The following is an 18,300-nucleotide window of genomic DNA, read 5'->3' as shown; positions in this document are numbered from 1 at the left end:
AGTCCCTTCACTGACTTTGCGCTGAATCAAGGTTTATTGCTCATCCAAACAGGTAGTCCCCCATGAACCCATCTGCCATCAAAGTCGCTTGCTCCAATTGCAATTTGCGCGAGTTGTGCATGCCCGTGGGCCTGAGCGATCAGGACCTGCTGCGCATCGAAGAAGTGGTCGAGACCAAGCGCAAAATCAAACGCGGCGCCAATTTGTTCAGCGATGGAGACAGCTTCAATGCCTTGTATGCCATCCGCACCGGGTTTTTCAAAACCTATGTGGCCACTGAGGACGGGCGCGAACAGGTCACCGGTTTTCAAATGGCTGGCGAAATCATGGGACTGGACGGCATCGTCAGCGACCACCACACCTGCAATGCCGTGGCCCTGGAAGATGCCGAGGTGTGCGTCATGCCGTTTGACCAAATTGAGCATTTGTCCCGAGAGGTCAAAGCCTTGCAGCACCATGTGCACAAAATCATGAGCCGTGAGATCGTGCGCGAGCACGGTGTGATGTTGCTCTTGGGCAGCATGCGTGCCGAGGAGCGCTTGGCTGCGTTTTTACTGAACCTGGTGCAAAGGCTGCACGCCCGGGGCTTTTCGCGCACCGAACTGGTTTTGCGCATGACCCGCGAAGAAATTGGCAGCTACCTGGGCTTGAAGCTCGAAACCGTGAGCCGCACCTTCTCCAAGTTCGCCGAAGAGGGCAGCATCGAGGTCAAGCAACGGCACGTGCAAATTTTGAATCCGCAGGCCTTGCAGCAAATCGTCAACGCCGGCGCTTGTGCATGAAATCTTCGGCCCCAGTCAGGCCGATGGACGGCTTGCATCTTCGCGCATCGCCGCTTCACCCTCCAAGTTGACCGATTCGCCAGAACGGCTGAGCAACAGGCTCAAACTGCTGGCCACGGCAGTCAAGCCCCACAAAACAAAAAACCCCAAGCTGTAGATGGCTTGACGCGGCCAGGTGAGGGACTGGCCCATCCACCGCATGTCCTCTGGGTCAATGACGGCAAACACCAGCATCTCCAGCACACCTGCGGCCAAAAATGCGGGCCACAACACCCACATCACATTGAGTTTCCACATGGGGGCCTCCTGGGGCAGCGGTTCATTGGGTGGGCGCGGTGTGCTCTGGCACCGGTACGCTGGGTGTGGCCGCATGGTTGCGGGCTTGGTGGGCCGGTACCAGGGCGCGCGTGGTGCCCCTGACTTGGCTGGGGTGATCGAGCACCACATCCGCCCCTTGCCAGGCGAGCGCACCGGTGACCAAAGACGCCACCACCACCACAGCTGGGCCGAGAACGACCAACCACACATGGCCATAGCGCCACCAGGCCATTGCAGGGGATTCTTTCGTCGTGTTCATGGTTGGCCTCACTGTTTCATCGGGGAATCAAAAACACCGACGCTTCCACCACTTTTTTTCCGTTGTGGGGGTCGTCAATGTCAAACCAAATTTTGTGCGAACCGGTCTCGCCAGAGCCATAGGGCACATCCACATGCACCACCACCCAGCGCGCTTGGGCGGCCTCGACATGGATCGGGTCCTTGTCGCGCAGTTCAATGCCGTATAAACCCCGCACCGACACCTGGTAGTCGCTGCTGTGCTCGGTGGCGTTCATGATTTGCAAGCGATACACATTTTGCAAAGTGCCGTATTCGGTGATGCGCGACAAAGTGGTGCGGTCGCGCACGATGTCCACCCTGAAGGGTGAGCGCAAAGCCAAACTGACGCCGAGGCCAATCACCAAGGCCGCCAAAAATCCCGTGTAAATCACCACCCGCCAGCGCAGCACGCGACGCCAGATGTGTGCGGTGCCCCAACCCTTTTGAATGGCATTTTGGGTCGCATAGCGCACCAATCCCCGGGGGCTGCCCACCTTGTCCATGACCGTGTCACATACATCGGCACAGGCGCCACAGCCAATGCATTCGTACTGCAAGCCTTGGCGAATGTCGATGCCGGTCGGACACACTTGCACACACAAGCTGCAATCGATGCAGTCACCCGTGCTGCGATGGACTTCAGCCATTGCGGTGTGTCGACCCCTGGGTTCACCCCGCTGGGCGTCGTAGGTCACGATCAGGGTGTCGGCATCAAACATGGCGCTTTGAAAACGCGCATAGGGGCACATGTATTTGCACACCTGCTCGCGCATAAAGCCCGCATTGCCATAAGTGGCCAAACCATAGAAGAAGACCCAAAAGACTTCCCACGAAGTCATGCGGGTTTGCAAAAACTCAAGCCCCAAAGATTGGATGGGCGTGAAATAGCCGACAAAGGTGAAACCGGTCCACATCGCAAGGCCCATCCAGATGATGTGCTTGTACCACTTCTTGACCAAGCGCTCGAGGCTGAAGTCCCCTGCATCCAAGCGCATGCGGGCACTGCGGTCGCCTTCGACTTTGCGCTCGATCCACATGAATATTTCGCTGTAAACCGTTTGCGGGCAGGCATAGCCACACCACAGCCGGCCAGCCACCGCGGTGAATAAAAACAAGGACAAGGCCGATATCACCAGCAATGCGGTGAGGTAGATGAAGTCTTGCGGATACAGCACCAAGCCAAACACATAAAAGCGCCGGGCCCCCAAGTCGAACAACACCGCTTGACGCTGGCCCCACTCCAACCAAGGCAAACCATAAAAGACCAGTTGGGTCAGCCACACCAACACCCAGCGCCATTGAGAAAACCGCCCTTGCACGGAGCGGGGGTAGATTTTGGGCGTGGCTGCGTACAAGGACGTGCCCGCTTCATCCACCGCCTCAATGGGAATCACTTTGCGAATGGGATTCAACATGGCACGGCTTGCCGTTTCACCCAGGGGTCAAGGTTTCCGGGTGGCGGGTTGGGACAAGCCCCACACATAGGCGCTCAAGACATGGATTTGCGAGGGTGTGAGCCGCCCCTCTTGCCCAGGCATCTGGTTGAGTTTGCCCTGGGTGACCATGGCCACAATGGCCTCTTCGCCCCAGCCATGCAGCCAAATTTTGTCGGTCAAATTGGGGGCGCCCAAGGCCTGATTGCCTTTGCCATCGGCGCCGTGGCAGGCCGCGCAAGCGCCAAACTTGCCTTTGCCCAAGGCAGCCCGCAAAGAGTCGTGCGGTGAGCCCGACAGGCTCAGCACATGGTGGGCCAGGTTTTTGACATCTTCTGGCGAACCCACAGCCGCCGCCATGGGCGGCATTTGGCCTTGACGCCCCAAGGTGATGCTGGCGCTGATTTGCTCAGGGCTGCCACCATACAACCAGTCGGCATCGGTCAAATTGGGAAAGCCCTTGGTTCCACGGGCATCTGAGCCATGGCATTGCGCGCAGTTGTTCAAAAACAAATGCTCGCCAATGTGCCGCGCCTTTGGGTCCAAAGCGACTTGCTCTGGGGCCATGGCATCAAAACGGGCGTACAAGGGTGCCACGTCGGCATTGGCTTGGTCAACCTCTTGCTGGTACTGGTTCTGGGAAGTCCATGCCAAACTGCCCTCGCTGCTTCCCAGCCCCGGATACAAGATCAGGTAAAACAAGGCAAACACAATGGTGATCAAGAACATGCCCACCCACCACAGGGGCAAGGGGTTGTTCATTTCGCGCAAGTCCTCATCCCACACATGGCCAGTGGTGTTGTCAGCCGATCCAGCGAGCTTTTTGCGCGAGGTCAACCACAACAACACCACACAGGCCAAGATACCGGCCAAGGTGATCCAAGCGATGTAATGGGACCAAAAAGAATGGACAAAATCACTCATGTGTGGACTCCTCAATCACCCAAAAAAGGCAGTTGGGCGGCTTGTTCAAACGCTTGTGTTTTGCGCCTGTCCATCACCCAGACCACGATGGCCAGAAAACAAACAAAGCCCAACACAGTGGTGGCAATTCTCAAAACGGTGATGTCCATGGCATTTCTTCCTTATTTCAAAGCACGGCCCATGGCCTGCAAATAGGCGATCAAGGCGTCCATCTCGGTCTTGCCCTGCACGTCCTGGCTGGCCTGGGCAATTTCCGCATCGCTGTAAGGCACACCGACGCGGCGCAAGGCTGTCATGTGGGTCGGCATGGATGCCGCATCCACACGGTTTTTTTCGAGCCAGGGGTAAGCCGGCATGTTTGATTCGGGAACCACATCACGGGCATTGATCAAATGGATGCGATGCCACTCATCGCTGTATTTGCCACCCACCCGGTGCAGGTCAGGACCGGTGCGCTTGCTGCCCCATTGAAAGGGGTGGTCGTAAACAAATTCACCCGCCACCGAGTAGTGGCCGTAGCGCAGGGTTTCTGCCCGCAGGGGTCGAATCATTTGCGAATGGCAGTTGTAACAACCTTCACGCACATACACGTCACGCCCGGCCAACTGCAAGGCCGTGTAGGGCTGAACCCCTTCAATGGGCTGGGTGGTGGACTTTTGAAAGAACAGTGGGATGATCTCCACCATGCCGCCCACCGCGATCACCAACAGGATCAGCACCACCATCAACAGGTTATTGGTTTCGACTTTCTCGTGGGTAAAGCCGGATTCAGGTTTGTTGCTCATGGTCACTCCTCAAGCTTGGGCGGTGACCGCAGGGATGGTCACCAACGGGGCCTTGCCTTGCCACGCGGTCATGACCACGTTCCACAGCATGACCAACATGCCACCGAGGTACAACAAGCCGCCCAGGAAGCGAACCACGTAGTAGGGATAGGTGGCTTTGACACTTTCGACAAAGGTGTAGGTCAAGGTGCCATCGTCGTTGATCGCACGCCACATCAAGCCTTGCATCACACCGGCGATCCACATGGCGGCGATGTACAAAACAATGCCCACGGTGGCCATCCAAAAATGTAGTTCAATGGCCGGGATGCTGTGCATTTTTTTCTGCCCAAACAATTTGGGAATCAAGAAATACAGCGCGCCCATGGACACCAGCCCCACCCAACCCAAAGCCCCCGAGTGCACATGGCCCACGGTCCAGTCGGTGTAATGGGACAAGGCATTGACCGTTTTGATCGACATCATGGGTCCTTCAAAGGTGCTCATGCCGTAAAAGGACAAGGACACGATCAAGAAGCGCAAGATCGGGTCATCACGCAGCTTGTGCCAAGCGCCTGACAAGGTCATCACGCCGTTGATCATGCCGCCCCAGCTGGGTGCCAACAAAATCAATGAAAAGGCTATGCCCAAAGACTGCGTCCAGTCGGGCAAGGCGGTGTAGTGCAAATGGTGCGGGCCGGCCCACATATAAGTGAAGATCAGGGCCCAAAAGTGAACAATCGACAAGCGGTATGAATACACCGGCCGCTCGGCTTGTTTGGGGATGAAGTAATACATCATGCCCAGAAAACCTGCGGTCAAGAAAAAGCCCACCGCATTGTGGCCATACCACCACTGAATCATGGCGTCTTGCACACCGGCGTAGGCCGAGTACGACTTCATCCAACCCGCTGGCACGGCTGCGCTGTTGACCAAGTGCAACACCGCCACGGCCAGGATGAAGGCACCATAAAACCAGTTGGCCACATAAATGTGTTTGACCTTGCGTTGCCCCACGGTGCCAAAAAATACCACTGCATAAGACACCCAGACCAGGGTGATCAAGATGTCGATGGGCCACTCGAGTTCGGCATATTCTTTGCCGCTGGTGTAACCCAGGGGCAAACTGATGGCCGCCGCAACGATCACCGCTTGCCAGCCCCAAAAGGTGAAAGCCGCCAACCGAGGGGCGAACAACCGGGTTTGCCCCGTGCGCTGCACCACGTAGTAACTGGTGGCAAACAAAGCACAACCCCCAAACGCAAAAATCACTGCATTGGTGTGCAAGGGCCTGAGGCGGCCGTAGCTCAGCCAGGGGATACCAAAGTTCAATTCGGGCCAGGCCAGTTGGGCGGCGATGATCACCCCCACCAACATGCCGACCACACCCCAAACGACGGCCATGATGGAAAACTGGCGCACGGCCGTGTCGCTGTATGCCGTTGTGATTTGTTGTTGATTCATGTCATAAACCTCTTGAAAACCGCGCTGCCAGTGTGGCTGGCTTGGGCTTTTAAAGCCTTGATGCAGATCAATCGTTGCGCAAAATCCGCTCACCCTCTTGCTCAATCGCCTCAAATTGACCGCTGTGAATGGCCCACCACAGCCCGGCCAAGATCAACAAGACCAAGGCCACCGACAAGGGGATGAGTAAAAACAAAATATCCATGCGCGAATCTTTCAGTCAGCGGACAACAAGGCCCGCTCGTTGGCCAGTTGCAAGGCATGCAGGACCACGGCCAAAGAGCTCAGTGCCATGCCCGCCCCCGCCAGCCATGCCGGCATCCACCCGAGCACGGCCAGGGGTATGCACACCGCGTTGTACAGCGCGGCCCAACACAGGTTGTGGCGCACCACCACCATGGTGCGGCGCGCAAGAACCAGCATTTGCACCACCGGCCACAAACCTTCACCGCGCACCACGGCGTCGCTGCGCGATCGCGCCAAAGGAACAGCCTGCCCCACGGCAATGGATGCATGGGCAGCGGCCAAAACCGGCATGTCGTTGAAACCATCCCCCACCACCAGCACCCGCCGTCCTTGCTGCTGCCAAGCCTGAACCTGATCGAGTTTGTCTTGGGGACTCATACCGCCGCGAACCTGATCCGGCCGCAAGCTCAAACGCTGGGCCACGGCCGCCACGGCAGTGGGGCGGTCGCCCGACAGCACCTGGATTTGCATGCCCATGGCCGCCAAGCTGCGCAGCACCTGTAGGGCATCAGTGCGCAAGGTTTCGCTGACTTCAAAGCTGGCCACCCAACCCGATTCATCCCACAAATGCACACCCGCGTCCATGGGTTCCTTGAATGGGGCCCATGGCTTGTTGCACCGCTGGGATTGCCCGAACGACCATGACCCCAGCCAAAGGCTGTACCATTGCCCACCGTGCCACACCTCGCCTTGCAAGCCAAGACCAGGATGTTCGGACACTGACCGAGTGGACAGATGGTCACCATTCAAAGCATCCAAAGCGCGTGACAAAGGGTGCAAGGAATGTTGGGCCAAGGCTGCAGCCCATGACCATGCCGCCAAAGACGCGGGAGCCCATTGGCCATCTGCATGGGGCGCGTCCACGCCCATGGGGGTGTGGATGCGCAACACACTTTGGGCGTCGGTGGTCAAGGTGCCGGTTTTGTCCCAAACCACCAGGTCAACCTCGGCCATGGCTTCCAGCGATTGCAAATCGCGCACCAAAACGCCATGGCGAGCCAGATTTCCAGCGGCTGCAAGCATCGCCGCCGGGGTGGCCAAGGACAAGGCACATGGGCAGGTGACGATCAACACCGCCACAGCCACCATCAGCGCCTGCCCTGGGCTCGATGACCATGACCATGCAGCCGCGGCCATGGCGGCCAACAACACGAACCACAAAAAGGGCTTGGCCCAGCGATCGGCCAGGCGTGCCAAGCGCGGTTTGCTCAGAGCGGCAGAAGCCATCAAAGCCACAGTCTGGGCATAGACCGTGGCGTCGCCCACCGCGGTCACGACCACGTCAACGGTTTGCCGCAGGTTGTGGCTACCCGCCAGCACCCGGTCGTTCACCTGGCGGGCCAGCGGTTTGGATTCACCGGTGAGCAAGGCCTCTTCGACCCAGGTGCTGCCTTGCACCACCCTGGCATCGGCGGGAAAGGCCTGACCGGGGCCAATGCGCACGGTGTCGCCCACCTGCAATGCCGAGGCGGCCACGGTATCGAGCTGACCTTGCACATTCAAGCGCTGGACTTGCTCGGGCAAGCGGTTCATCAGCGCGTCCAAAGCACCTGCGGTGCGGTCGCGCATGCGCCCTTCCAGCCAACGACCGGTGAGCAAGAAAAACACAAACATGGTGAGTGAGTCGAAATACACCTCAGAGCCCCAAGGCCCAGAGGGGTCCCAAGTGGCCGCTGTGCTGACCACGAAGGTGATGCCAATACCCAACACCACCGGCACATCCATGCCCATGCGGCCTTGGCGCACGTCGCTCAGGGCTTGGCGCCAAAAGGGGCCCGATGAAAAAACCATCACGGGTAAAGACAAGACCCAGCCGGCCCAGTGCAGCAAAGCCAACATGTCGGGGCTGATGTCGCCCGGATCGGCCACATACACCGGGACCGAATACATCATGACTTGCATCATGCAAAAGCCCGCCACCAACCATTGCCACAAGGCCTGGCGCGATTGTTTTTCGCGCAGTGCGCGACGCCCCATGTCATGGGCCGGTACAGCTGGGTAACCTGCTTTGGCCACTGCACCCATCCACCGCGAGGGCTGGGTTTGGTCGCTGCGCCAGACCACTTCTGCACGCTGGCTGTGGGCGTCAACACGCGCTGATATCACCCCTGGTTGTGCCACCAAGGCTTGTTCGATGTTGAGGGCACAACTCGCGCAATGCATGCCTGACATCACCACCTGGGACGCCCATGTCGGCCCGGCGTCAGCCGCTGGCCCGCCCGGCCCACACGTCTGGCGCCCAAACAAGGGCCATTGACGCGGGTCATCGAGCAATTTCAGCGCAGCCTGGTCCTGCGATAACTCGAACTGGGGTGAATGGCGTTCACTGGCCGATGCCAGCGACGATGGCGGTTCCCTCAACATGGCTGAATTCTTGATTTTTCTGCCCAAGCACTTCTTGATGTGGATCAATACCGCCGTGAATCAGACCCATAAACTGCCACTCAGCGGCCCTGCTCAAGGGGCGGCATCTTGTAAAGGACACCTTATGTATCGAAAAATCATGGTTGCCACAGACGGAACCCCTTTGTCCAAAAAAGCGGTGGTTGCCGCCATTGGCATGGCCCAGTTGTGTGATGCCGAGTTGACCGCCGTGAAGGTGGTGCCTCGGTACATCCAAAGTTACTTTGAAGGCTCGGTTCCCTTGGGGGCCAGCGAAGTCAAGCGCATTGAGGCGCAATGGAACCAAGATGCCCAAAAAATCTTGGATGCTGTGGGCAAAATGGCCGCCGCCAAAGGCGTCAAACTGAAAACCGTGGTGCTCAAATCAGACCAAGTGGCCGATGCATTGGTCGCTGCGGCCAACAAGGCCAAAACCGATTTGATCGTGATGGCCTCGCACGGGCGCAGTGGCATCAAGCGCTTGCTGCTGGGCAGCGAGACCCAGCATGTGCTGACCCACGGAAAAATTCCGGTGCTGGTGCTGCGCTGAACCAGCGGGCGGATTGGGTATTGGGTCAGGCCTCGCGCATTTGATCCAAGGCCCATTGCACGTGCTCTCGCACCAAGGGGTCGGGGTGCAACAAGCGCGCTTGTAGCGCCGAGGCAGCCAGGCCCCGCCAATCGGGGTCATGGCTCACGCGCAGGGCATTGCCCAAGGCCACCGCCACATTGCGCAGCCAGCGCACATGGCCAATGCGGCGAATGGCTGAGCCTTCGCTCAAACGCAAAAATTCCTCTTCCGACCATGCCAACCAAATCAGCAAATTGGCATCGGTCCAGGTGCTGCGGGCTGCAAAATCGGGAACGGTGCTGACTTGGGCGTATTTGTTCCAAGGGCAGGCCAATTGACAATCGTCACAACCGTAAACGCGGTTGCCCATCAGGGGGCGCAGGGCCAGATCAATCGCGCCGGGGTGCTCAATCGTTAAATAGGAAATGCAGCGCCTGGCGTCCAAACGGTATGGGGCAACGATGGCTTGGGTCGGACACACATCGATGCAGGCGCTGCAGGTGCCGCAGTGTGGTGACTGCGATGGCGTGGGGTTGAGCGCCACATCAACAAACACCTCGCCCAAAAAAAACATCGAGCCGCCTTCGCGGTTGAGCAACAAGGTGTGCTTGCCGCGCCAGCCCAAACCACTTCGCTGCGCCAATTCCACTTCCAGCACGGGCGCTGAATCGGTGAACACCCGGTGCCCCGTGGGGCCGATGTGGTCTTGTAAGCGGTCGGCCAATTGTTGCAAGCGCTGTCGCAACACCTTGTGGTAATCGCGTCCTCTGGCATACATCGACACCACCCCATCTTGTGGATTGGACAAGCGCTGCCACTCCAGGCTTTGCCAATCGGCATCTGGTTTCGGAGCCATGCGGTCGTCGACACCTGTTGGGGAAGGCAGGTAATCCATGCGGGCGGTGATCACGCTGACGGTACCGGGCAACAACTCGGCGGGCCTGGCGCGTTTCATCCCGTGGGCCGCCATATAGGCCATGTCGCCATGAAAGCCTTGGGCCAACCATGCCGCCAAGCCAGGCTCGGCATCGCCCAGGTCAACGCCGGACACGCCAATTTGCGAGAATCCCAGTTCTTGGGCCCAGGCTTGCAACCGGCCCCACAAGTCCACACGATCGATCAACACCCCTGCCCCTTGATGTACCCCGGAATGGTTCTCACCGAACAATGGCCCGATGAGGCCGCCACCATCGCCAGTGCGCAGCGCATGGCCGAGCGCTTGCGTGGCTTGCCGGTGGCGGGCGACGCCATTGTGCACTTGCACGGTGACCTGGGCAGCGGCAAAACCACTTGGGTGCGCCACCTGTTGATGGCCTTGGGTGTGTTGGGGCGCATCAAAAGCCCGACCTATGCGGTCGTGGAGCCGCACCATGCCCACCTGCCCACCGGCGAGCTGGCGATTTGGCATTTTGACTTTTACCGTTTCACCGACCCTGAGGAATGGGAAGACGCGGGCTTTCGCGATGTTTTCGCTGCACCTGGGCTCAAGCTGTGCGAGTGGCCACAGAACGCCGGCCCTGCACTGCCCGCACCGGACGTGGTGATGCAATTGCAGTGGACCGGTGACAGTTCGCGAGAGGTGCAGTGGCGAGCGCACAGCGCATGCGGTGAGGCTTTGTTGGCATGAAGCGCCGCCATCTGCTCAAAGCCGGCAGCTTGGTGCTGAGCTTGGGCTTGCACGAGTTGGCGCACGGCGCGGCCATTTTGGCGGTGCGGGTGTGGCCGGCCAAAGACTACACGCGGGTGACCATTGAGTCCGACAACGCCTTGTCCACCCAGACACAATTTGTGGCCAACCCGCCGCGCTTGGCGGTGGACATCGAGGGCATTGAGCTCAACCCCGCCTTGCGCGAGTTGGTGGGCAAGGTGCGCTCTGACGACCCCTACATCACGGGTGTGCGGGTGGGCCAATTCACCCCGACCACGGTGCGATTGGTGCTCGATTTGCGCACCATGGTGCAACCCCAGGTGTTTCAGTTGGCGCCCATCAAATCCGGACAAGCCCAATACCAGCACCGACTGGTGCTGGACCTCTACCCCACTGAGGCCGCTGATCCGTTGGAAGCCTTGATCGCCGAGCGCATGCCCAAGGTCAACCCCAGCGCAGCTGAAAAAGCCACGCCCAAAGGCAACACCACCGACCCGCTGGGTGAGTGGATGGCCCAACAATCGGCTCAACCGCGGGTCAGTGGCACCGCCACTGCACCGGCGAATGCAAAGCCAGAACCCAAGCCACCCGAGCAAACCACCGTGGCCAGCGCAGGACCCCAATCGGTTATCTCCAACCCCAATCTCAGCAGCGCTCGGCCGGCCCCACCCAGCAGCCTGCCCCATGGGGCCAGCCCCAGCCTGCCTGGGCTTGTCGCGTCCCCCGAGGGTGCCTCCGAACCGCAGCAATCACTGCGCTATGTGGTGGTCGCGCTGGACCCCGGACACGGCGGCGAAGACCCCGGCGCCTTGGGCCAACGTGGCACACGCGAAAAAGATGTGGTGTTGCAAATCGCCTTGCGCTTGCGCGACCGCATCAACCGCGCCAGCGTGCGCACGCGCCAAGGCGTCTTGCCCATGCGCGCCATGTTGACCCGTGAAGCTGACTTTTTCATCCCCTTGCAGCAGCGGGTACAAAAAGCCCGGCGGGTGCAAGCCGACTTGTTCATCAGCATCCATGCCGATGCTTTTTTCAACCCCCAAGCCCGCGGTGCCAGTGTGTTCGCGCTGAGCCAAGGCGCAGCAACGAGCGCCGCGGCCAAATGGATGGCTGGCCAAGAAAACCGTGCTGATGCGATTGGGGGCTTGAACATCAAAACCCAAGATGCCCATGTGCAACAGGCTTTGTTTGACATGAGCACCACGGCCCAAATCAATGACAGCTTGAAGTTGGGCCAGGAGATGTTGGGGCAGATGCGCCAATTGATTAAATTGCACAAACCCACGGTAGAGCAAGCCGGGTTTGCCGTGCTCAAAGCCCCAGACATTCCCAGCGTGCTGGTCGAGACCGGCTTCATCAGCCACCCCGAAGAGGAGTTGCGATTGGCCAGCGAGGTATACCAAGAGCAATTGGCTGAGGCCTTGATGCGCAGCATCGAGCGTTACTTTCAGCGCAACCCACCTTTGGCCCGCAATCGCTCGGTCTGAAGCCAAGAGTGGGCTTGTCCCGCACAATGTGACCCTTTCAACCAAACCCGAACCCGAAGGATCCCCCCATGAAAGCAGCTTGGTACACCCACAACGGCGACGCCAAAGACGTATTGGTGGTTGGCGACATGCCCACCCCACAAGCAGGTACCGGTGAGGTGCGGGTGCAATTGAAAACCTCTGGCGTCAACCCATCAGACGTGAAAAACCGCAAAGGCCGCCCCCTGTTGGGCGAGCGCTATATCCCCCACAGCGATGGGGCCGGCGTGATCGATCAAGTCGGTGCAGGCGTGGACGCCAGCCGCATGGGCCAACGCGTATGGACATGGAACGCCCAATACAAACGCCCTTTTGGTACCGCCGCGCAGTACATCGTTCTGCCCCAAGCCCAGGCCCATCTTTTGCCCGATGGCACCGACTTTGCTGCCGGCGCCTGCATGGGCATCCCAGGATTGACCGCCATCCAGGCTGTGCATTTGGCCGGTGACCTGAAGGGCAAAACCGTGTTGGTCACAGGCGCCCCCTCGGCCGTGGGCCACTATGTGTCACAAATGGTGATGCTCGCGGGTGGCAGGGTGATTGGCACGGCGGGCTCACAAGCCAAGGCCGATCACGCCATCAGCGTGGGCGTGAAAGATTGGATCAATTACAAAACCGAATCGGTGCCCGAGCGCGTCAAAAGCCTGACCGCTGGCAAAGGCGTGGATGCCATCATCGACATGGATTTCTCCACCACCGCCACATGGCTGCCCCAGGGTGTGCTGGCACCTGAAGGCCAACTGATTTGTTACGGATCAAACGCCGCCGAGACCCCTTTGAGCTTTCGGTCTTTGTTGATCAATGCGTACCAGTTGAAGTTTTTCATCGTCTACGAATTGAATGACGCAGACCGGGCACGGTCCCTGGCAGACCTGAACCACTTATTGGCCCAGAACAAACTGGTGCATGGCATTGGCCCGCGCTTTTCTCTGGACCAAATCGTGGCCGCCCATGAATGCGTTGAAGCCGGGCGTGACATTGGCAATGTGGTGATCGATATCTGATCGATACCAACTTGAACTCGCTGGGCCATGGCAGTGCCCGGTGAGTGGCTCGTCAAGGGCTTGAGCGCGAGGCCTTGTAGGCGCCCACAATGGCCACCAAGCCAGGCACCAAGATCAAGGCCCAAATGATGATTTGTAGGTTTTTGCGCACCACCTCCAGGTTGCCAAACAAAAAACCAGCGCCGCACAAACCCACCACCCAAATCAAGGCCCCCACCACATTGAACAAGGTGAAGCGGGTGCGCTCCATGTCTGCCACCCCTGCCACAAAAGGTGCAAAGGTGCGCACAAAAGGCATGAAGCGCGCCAGCACCAAGGTGATGGCGCCGTAACGCTGATAAAAAGCATGCGCCTGGTCAAAGGCGCGGCGGTTGAACCAGCGGTTGTTCCAAGAGAACACGCGCACACCCACGCGCCGACCGATCAGGTAATTGCACTGATCACCCAAGATCGCGGCGACCAGCAACACCCCCATGGCCAAGGGCAAATCCATCAAGCCAGCACCGCACATGGCGCCGGTGATGAAGAGCAAAGAATCGCCGGGCAAAAACGGCATCAGCACCACGCCGGTCTCGACAAAAACAATCGCAAACAACAAGGCATAAACCCATGCCCCATGGCTTTGCACAAACTCACCGATGTGGCGGTCCACATGCAGCACAAAGTCGATCAATAAAGCAATCAGTTCCATGGTCATCCTTTGCGCAATTATCGTTGCAGCGCCAGCCGTAAAATGCCTCGGTGACAAATCCCCCTCTTCTGCCGCGACCCATCCGCGAACTTCCCGATGAACTGATCAGTCAAATCGCTGCTGGCGAGGTCATTGAGCGACCGTCTTCGGTGTTGCGCGAGTTGTTGGACAACGCACTCGATGCCGGTGCCGGCCAAATTCATGTGCGTTTGCGCGCCGGTGGGGTTCGGCTGATCAGCGTCGAAGACAACGGTTGCGGCATTGCCCCTGAACAATTGGCGGTGGCCCTCAAGCGCCATGCCACCAGCAAGATCAGCAACTTGCAAGACCTGGAATCGGTGGCGACCATGGGTTTTCGGGGTGAAGCGCTGGCGGCGATTGCGTCGGTGTCCGACCTCAGCCTGACCTCCCGCACGGCTCAGCAAGGCCATGCCATGACCTTGCAAGCCCGCACCGGCGAGCTCATCCCAGCAGCGCGCGAGGTGGGCACCACGGTCGAAGTGCAGGACTTGTTTTTCAACACCCCAGCACGGCGCAAGTTCCTCAAAACCGACGCCACCGAATTGGCCCATTGTGTGGACAGCGTGCGCCGCCATGCCCTGGCGCGACCCGATGTGGGCTTTTCAATATGGCACGAGGGAAAAACCATCGCCCAATGGCGTGCCCACAGTGGCCCAGAGGCCATGGCACTGCGCTTGGCGGACGTGCTGGGTGAGTCGTTTGTGACCGATGCGGTGCGGGTGGACCACCGTGCCGGTCCCTTGCGGGTGCATGGCTTTGCCGGCACACCGGACGCAGCGCGGGCACGGCCCGACCAGCAATTCGCTTATGTCAACGGCCGCTTTGTGCGCGACAAAGTCATTGGGCATGGGGTGCGCAGCGCCTATGACGATGTGTTGCACGGGCAGCGCCAGGCTGTTTACGTGCTGTTCATCTCCATCGACCCTGCCCGTGTGGATGTGAACGTGCACCCGACCAAAATTGAGGTGCGGTTCCGCGACAGCCGCGAAGTCCACCAAGCGGTGCGCACCGCGGTGGACAATGCTTTGGCCCTGCCCCGGCTGGGCCAAAGTGCTGCACCCTCGCCGATCGATGCCGCATTCACGCCAGACGCACCCTGGCGCGCCGCCACATGGCCGCAAGCGCGGCTGGACTGGTCGGTGGGTCACCGGGTCGCTGAGCTCGATGTGCTGTGGGGCCAGCCGCAGACCTTCCCTGCCCGAGATGGCACTGCGCCCAGCCAGGCGCAACCCCAAGCACCCGGTCATGCGCCAAGCTTCGCGCCGCTGAACATGCACGGCCTGCCCAGCGACAACCCAACCACAGGTGCCGAACATGCCCCCACCGATTGGCCCCTTGGCCGCGCCTTGGCGCAATTGCAAGGCATTTACATCTTGGCCGAAAACCACTTGGGCTTGATCGTGGTGGACATGCATGCCGCCCATGAACGGGTGGTTTATGAACGGCTCAAAAGCCAATGGGATGGCCAAGGGATTGAGTGCCAAGCGCTGCTCCTCCCGACCCCCTTTCAAGCCTCGCCCCAGGAGGTGGCTTGTGCAGAGGCCCACCCCGAGGCCTTGCACCGATTGGGTATGGAACTGTCGGTGCTCTCGCCCACCTCCTTGGCCGTGCGCAGCGTACCCAACACCTTGGCCCAGGGAGACGCGGTGGCCCTGGCGCGCAGTGTGTTGGAAGAGTTGCAGTCGCACGGCGCCACGCAAGTGCTGGAGCGCGCCCGCAATGAAACCTTGGCCACCATGGCCTGCCACAGCGCGGTGCGTGCCAACCGCCGCCTGACCTTGGACGAAATGAACGCTTTATTGCGCCAAATGGAGGCCACCGAGCGCGCTGATCAGTGCAACCATGGCAGGCCCACTTGGCGCCAAATCAGCGTGGCCGAGTTGGATGCCCTTTTCATGCGGGGCCGTTGACATGAAACGCATGAGCGAGCCCATGCTCATCGCCTTGTTGTCGCTGTTGGTGGGCACCATGCCGATCAGCACCGACCTGTATCTGCCGGCCTTGCCCACCTTGAAGCTGGACTTGAACGCCAGCATGTCGCAAGCCCAGCTCACCCTGACCGGGATGCTGCTGGCCTTTGGTGTTTCACAGCTGTTTTGGGGGCCTCTGTCAGACCGCTGGGGTCGCCGCCCTGTGCTGCTGTGCGGTTTGTCGGCCTTCACTTTGGCGGCGTGGTTTTGCACGCTGGCCCCGTCCATTGAGCAATTGATTCTGTGGCGCACCTTGCAAGGCGCGGCCATGGGCTCGGTGGTGATGTGTGCCCGCGCCATCGTGCGCGACAGCTTCAGCCCCGCAGAAGGCGCGCGCTTGATGTCCAAAGCCTTCACAGGTTTGGGCTTTATTTTGTGCCTGAGTGCGCCTTTGGGCGGCTGGCTGGCCGCCTACAGCGGCTGGCGATCGGCCTTGGTGGTGTTGGTGATTTATGGTGCCCTCACCTGCGCCATGGTGTGGGGGCAATTTCGCGAAAGCCTGCACACCCCAGACCCCACGGCTTTGCAATGGCGGGTGCTGAGCGGCAATTGGGTTCGCTTTTTGTCCAACCCCAGCTTTCGTGCCTACACCTTGTTGTCGATGTGCACCTATGGCTATTTGTTCACCTATCTGGCTTCATCCTCATTTGTGTTTATTCATGTGATGGGCTTGAGCAATTTGGAATACGGCTTGATATTGCTGTGTTCAACCTCGTCGTACATCGTGGGCACCTGGGTGTGCCGTCGCTGGTTGGCGCGCTGGGGCTTGCGCAAGACCATCTGGGTGGCCGGTGGCATGACGCTGAGCGGTGGTATCGCTCTGTTCATTTGTGCCCATTTTCCTGCCACTGGCGTGCCCGGCCTGATCTTGCCCTTCATGCTCATCATGCTGGCCCATGGCGTGCATCAACCGATTGGTCAAACGGGTGCCGTGGGCCCCTTCCCGGACGCCGCCGGGGCTGCCTCGGCCATGGGTGGGTTTTTGATGATGCTGGTGGCTTTTGGATGTGGCACCTGGCTGGGCCACACCATGGACGGCACGGTTTTCCCCATGGCCAACGGCATTTTGTTTTGGTGTGTGGCCGTGGCCTTTGTGGCCTGGGTGCTGATACAAAAGGACAAGACCCTGGATGGCCAGTGATGCGCCCTTGGCCGCTGCGCAAGGCCCTTGGCCACGGCCATGGCCATGGCCCTGGGACTGGGTGGGCTTGGCTGGCCCCACAGCCAGCGGCAAATCGGCCGCAGCCATGGCCTTGGCGCAACACATCCCGGTGGAGATCATCAGCGTGGACTCGGCACTGGTTTACCGCGGCATGGATGTGGGCAGTGCCAAACCCAGTCTGGCCGAGCAGGCACAAGTACCGCACCACCTGATCGATATTTGCGACCCGTTGGACTTGCACAGCGCGGCCGACTTTGTGCGCGCGGCCTCCCCCCTGATTGCGGACATCCAACAACGTGGGCGGCTGCCCTTGTTGGTGGGCGGCACCATGCTTTATTTCAAAGCCTTGATCGATGGCCTGGACCCCATGCCCGCCTCGGACGCGGCCATCCGCGCCGAGATTTCGGCGCAAGCACAGCGCGAGGGATGGCCTGCCATGCACACCCTGCTGGCCCAGGTGGACCCGGAAACCGCCCAACGCCTGCCGCCCATGGATGCGCAGCGCATCGGTCGGGCCTTGGAAGTGTGGCGCATCAGCGGCAAAGCCTTGTCAGCACACTTCAGCCCCCGCAAGACGGCCCCTTTGGGCAGCAAGTTGCGCGATGCCGATGGCCGAAGCGCTTTGCTGTTGTCGCTGGAGCCGCAGCAGCGCGATTGGCTGCACCGGCGCATCGAAGTGCGCTTTGACCAGATGTGGGTGCAAGGGTTTTTGCCCGAGGTGTTGCGCTTGCGCGCGATGCCAGGTTGGCATGAAAACGCACCGGCCATGCGCTGTGTGGGCTACCGGCAAGCTTGGGCCGTGATCGACCATTGGCATGCCATGGGCTGGACCGATGAGCGACTGCTGGCCACGCTGAAAGGGGCGGTAGGGGGTGACCCGTTGCCGCCCTCGGCCAAAGATTTTTTCATGCAGCACCCTGAGGCGGATTTGCGCCAGGGTTTGGGCCAATGGCGCAGCACCACTTTGGCCGCCACGCGGCAATTGGCCAAGCGGCAATTGACTTGGCTCAGGGGCATGCCCGAGAGAACCATTGTGGCGTGTGATGCACCCGATGCGATTGAACAGGTACTGGCCCAGGTGTTGTCACGATCTGAGACCTGAGCCTCATGGGCAG

At 59.8% G+C, this 18,300-nt stretch carries 19 protein-coding genes; 8 read left to right on the top strand and 11 right to left on the bottom strand.

The features are described from left to right. The first annotated feature begins 62 nt into the window (after positions 1–62). Positions 63–782, top strand: coding sequence for a fumarate/nitrate reduction transcriptional regulator Fnr (gene fnr / locus AC8GFZ_RS02825; RefSeq protein ID WP_506642134.1), 720 nt, complete (start codon positions 63–65; stop codon positions 780–782). Between the two features lie 15 nt (positions 783–797). Here the strand turns inward: fnr and AC8GFZ_RS02820 are convergent, their stop codons facing one another. The 9 genes from AC8GFZ_RS02820 to AC8GFZ_RS02780 form a co-directional block, all read right to left on the bottom strand. Further along, the gene (locus AC8GFZ_RS02820) at positions 798–1,079 is read right to left on the bottom strand and encodes a hypothetical protein (protein ID WP_506642132.1); all 282 of its coding nucleotides are present in this window, start codon (positions 1,077–1,079) and stop codon (positions 798–800) included. Between the two features lie 22 nt (positions 1,080–1,101). Then, on the bottom strand, positions 1,102–1,359 hold the full coding sequence (locus AC8GFZ_RS02815) for a nitrogen fixation protein FixH (RefSeq protein ID WP_506642130.1): 258 nt from the start codon (positions 1,357–1,359) through the stop codon (positions 1,102–1,104). 16 nt (positions 1,360–1,375) lie between these two features. Then, on the bottom strand, positions 1,376–2,794 hold the full coding sequence (ccoG, locus tag AC8GFZ_RS02810; RefSeq protein ID WP_506642128.1) for a cytochrome c oxidase accessory protein CcoG: 1,419 nt from the start codon (positions 2,792–2,794) through the stop codon (positions 1,376–1,378). A 27-nt stretch (positions 2,795–2,821) separates the two neighbouring features. Continuing rightward, the gene (ccoP, locus tag AC8GFZ_RS02805; protein WP_506642126.1) at positions 2,822–3,736 is read right to left on the bottom strand and encodes a cytochrome-c oxidase, cbb3-type subunit III; all 915 of its coding nucleotides are present in this window, start codon (positions 3,734–3,736) and stop codon (positions 2,822–2,824) included. Between the two features lie 11 nt (positions 3,737–3,747). After that, positions 3,748–3,885 (bottom strand): cbb3-type cytochrome oxidase subunit 3, encoded by a 138-nt coding sequence (locus tag AC8GFZ_RS02800; RefSeq protein ID WP_506642124.1) that lies wholly within the window; start codon positions 3,883–3,885, stop codon positions 3,748–3,750. A 12-nt stretch (positions 3,886–3,897) separates the two neighbouring features. Continuing rightward, complete coding sequence (ccoO, locus tag AC8GFZ_RS02795) at positions 3,898–4,521, bottom strand: cytochrome-c oxidase, cbb3-type subunit II (RefSeq protein ID WP_506642122.1); 624 nt, start codon at positions 4,519–4,521, stop codon at positions 3,898–3,900. Between the two features lie 9 nt (positions 4,522–4,530). Beyond that, positions 4,531–5,964, bottom strand: coding sequence for a cytochrome-c oxidase, cbb3-type subunit I (gene ccoN, locus AC8GFZ_RS02790; protein ID WP_506642120.1), 1,434 nt, complete (start codon positions 5,962–5,964; stop codon positions 4,531–4,533). A 67-nt stretch (positions 5,965–6,031) separates the two neighbouring features. Then, the gene (gene ccoS, locus AC8GFZ_RS02785) at positions 6,032–6,169 is read right to left on the bottom strand and encodes a cbb3-type cytochrome oxidase assembly protein CcoS (protein WP_506642118.1); all 138 of its coding nucleotides are present in this window, start codon (positions 6,167–6,169) and stop codon (positions 6,032–6,034) included. An 11-nt stretch (positions 6,170–6,180) separates the two neighbouring features. Beyond that, positions 6,181–8,574, bottom strand: coding sequence for a heavy metal translocating P-type ATPase (locus AC8GFZ_RS02780; RefSeq protein WP_506642116.1), 2,394 nt, complete (start codon positions 8,572–8,574; stop codon positions 6,181–6,183). Positions 8,575–8,698: 124 nt separating this feature from the next. Here AC8GFZ_RS02780 and AC8GFZ_RS02775 point away from each other — a divergent pair, with 124 nt between their 5' ends. After that, positions 8,699–9,142 carry a universal stress protein gene (locus tag AC8GFZ_RS02775; protein WP_506642114.1) on the top strand — a complete coding sequence of 148 codons (444 nt, stop codon included), beginning with the start codon at positions 8,699–8,701 and terminating at the stop codon, positions 9,140–9,142. 25 nt (positions 9,143–9,167) lie between these two features. Here AC8GFZ_RS02775 and queG read toward each other — a convergent pair whose 3' ends face one another. Continuing rightward, positions 9,168–10,256 carry a tRNA epoxyqueuosine(34) reductase QueG gene (gene queG / locus AC8GFZ_RS02770; RefSeq protein WP_506644204.1) on the bottom strand — a complete coding sequence of 363 codons (1,089 nt, stop codon included), beginning with the start codon at positions 10,254–10,256 and terminating at the stop codon, positions 9,168–9,170. Between the two features lie 45 nt (positions 10,257–10,301). On the opposite strand from queG, the gene tsaE reads away from it, so the two are divergent. The 3 genes from tsaE to AC8GFZ_RS02755 all read left to right on the top strand — a co-directional run bounded on the left by tsaE (position 10,302) and on the right by AC8GFZ_RS02755 (position 13,341). Next, positions 10,302–10,790: a tRNA (adenosine(37)-N6)-threonylcarbamoyltransferase complex ATPase subunit type 1 TsaE gene (gene tsaE / locus AC8GFZ_RS02765; protein ID WP_506644202.1), complete on the top strand. Its 489-nt coding sequence runs from the start codon at positions 10,302–10,304 to the stop codon at positions 10,788–10,790. Continuing rightward, positions 10,787–12,298 (top strand): N-acetylmuramoyl-L-alanine amidase, encoded by a 1,512-nt coding sequence (locus tag AC8GFZ_RS02760; protein ID WP_506642112.1) that lies wholly within the window; start codon positions 10,787–10,789, stop codon positions 12,296–12,298. Before tsaE ends, AC8GFZ_RS02760 begins: the two co-directional genes overlap by 4 nt. 68 nt (positions 12,299–12,366) lie before the next feature. Beyond that, complete coding sequence (locus AC8GFZ_RS02755) at positions 12,367–13,341, top strand: NADPH:quinone reductase (RefSeq protein WP_506642110.1); 975 nt, start codon at positions 12,367–12,369, stop codon at positions 13,339–13,341. Between the two features lie 52 nt (positions 13,342–13,393). Here the strand turns inward: AC8GFZ_RS02755 and AC8GFZ_RS02750 are convergent, their stop codons facing one another. After that, positions 13,394–14,032 carry a VTT domain-containing protein gene (locus tag AC8GFZ_RS02750; protein ID WP_506642108.1) on the bottom strand — a complete coding sequence of 213 codons (639 nt, stop codon included), beginning with the start codon at positions 14,030–14,032 and terminating at the stop codon, positions 13,394–13,396. Positions 14,033–14,082: 50 nt separating this feature from the next. Here AC8GFZ_RS02750 and mutL point away from each other — a divergent pair, with 50 nt between their 5' ends. From mutL to miaA, 3 genes are read left to right on the top strand one after another with little or no spacing between them, the layout of a single operon-like run. Continuing rightward, positions 14,083–15,963: a DNA mismatch repair endonuclease MutL gene (mutL, locus tag AC8GFZ_RS02745; RefSeq protein ID WP_506642106.1), complete on the top strand. Its 1,881-nt coding sequence runs from the start codon at positions 14,083–14,085 to the stop codon at positions 15,961–15,963. Position 15,964: 1 nt separating this feature from the next. Continuing rightward, entirely contained in the window at positions 15,965–17,164 is a 1,200-nt protein-coding gene (locus AC8GFZ_RS02740) for a multidrug effflux MFS transporter (RefSeq protein ID WP_506642104.1), read from the top strand. Further along, complete coding sequence (gene miaA / locus AC8GFZ_RS02735; RefSeq protein ID WP_506642102.1) at positions 17,154–18,287, top strand: tRNA (adenosine(37)-N6)-dimethylallyltransferase MiaA; 1,134 nt, start codon at positions 17,154–17,156, stop codon at positions 18,285–18,287. The genes AC8GFZ_RS02740 and miaA overlap by 11 nt, the downstream gene beginning before the upstream one ends. Positions 18,288–18,300: the final 13 nt, after the last annotated feature.

The organism is Limnohabitans rimovensis (SeqCode) (assembly GCF_965234775.1).
In the GTDB taxonomy this organism is placed as follows: domain Bacteria; phylum Pseudomonadota; class Gammaproteobacteria; order Burkholderiales; family Burkholderiaceae_C; genus Limnohabitans; species Limnohabitans rimovensis.
Note: the sequence above shows the minus strand (reverse complement) of the source record. Positions and strands in the feature narration are given on the sequence as shown.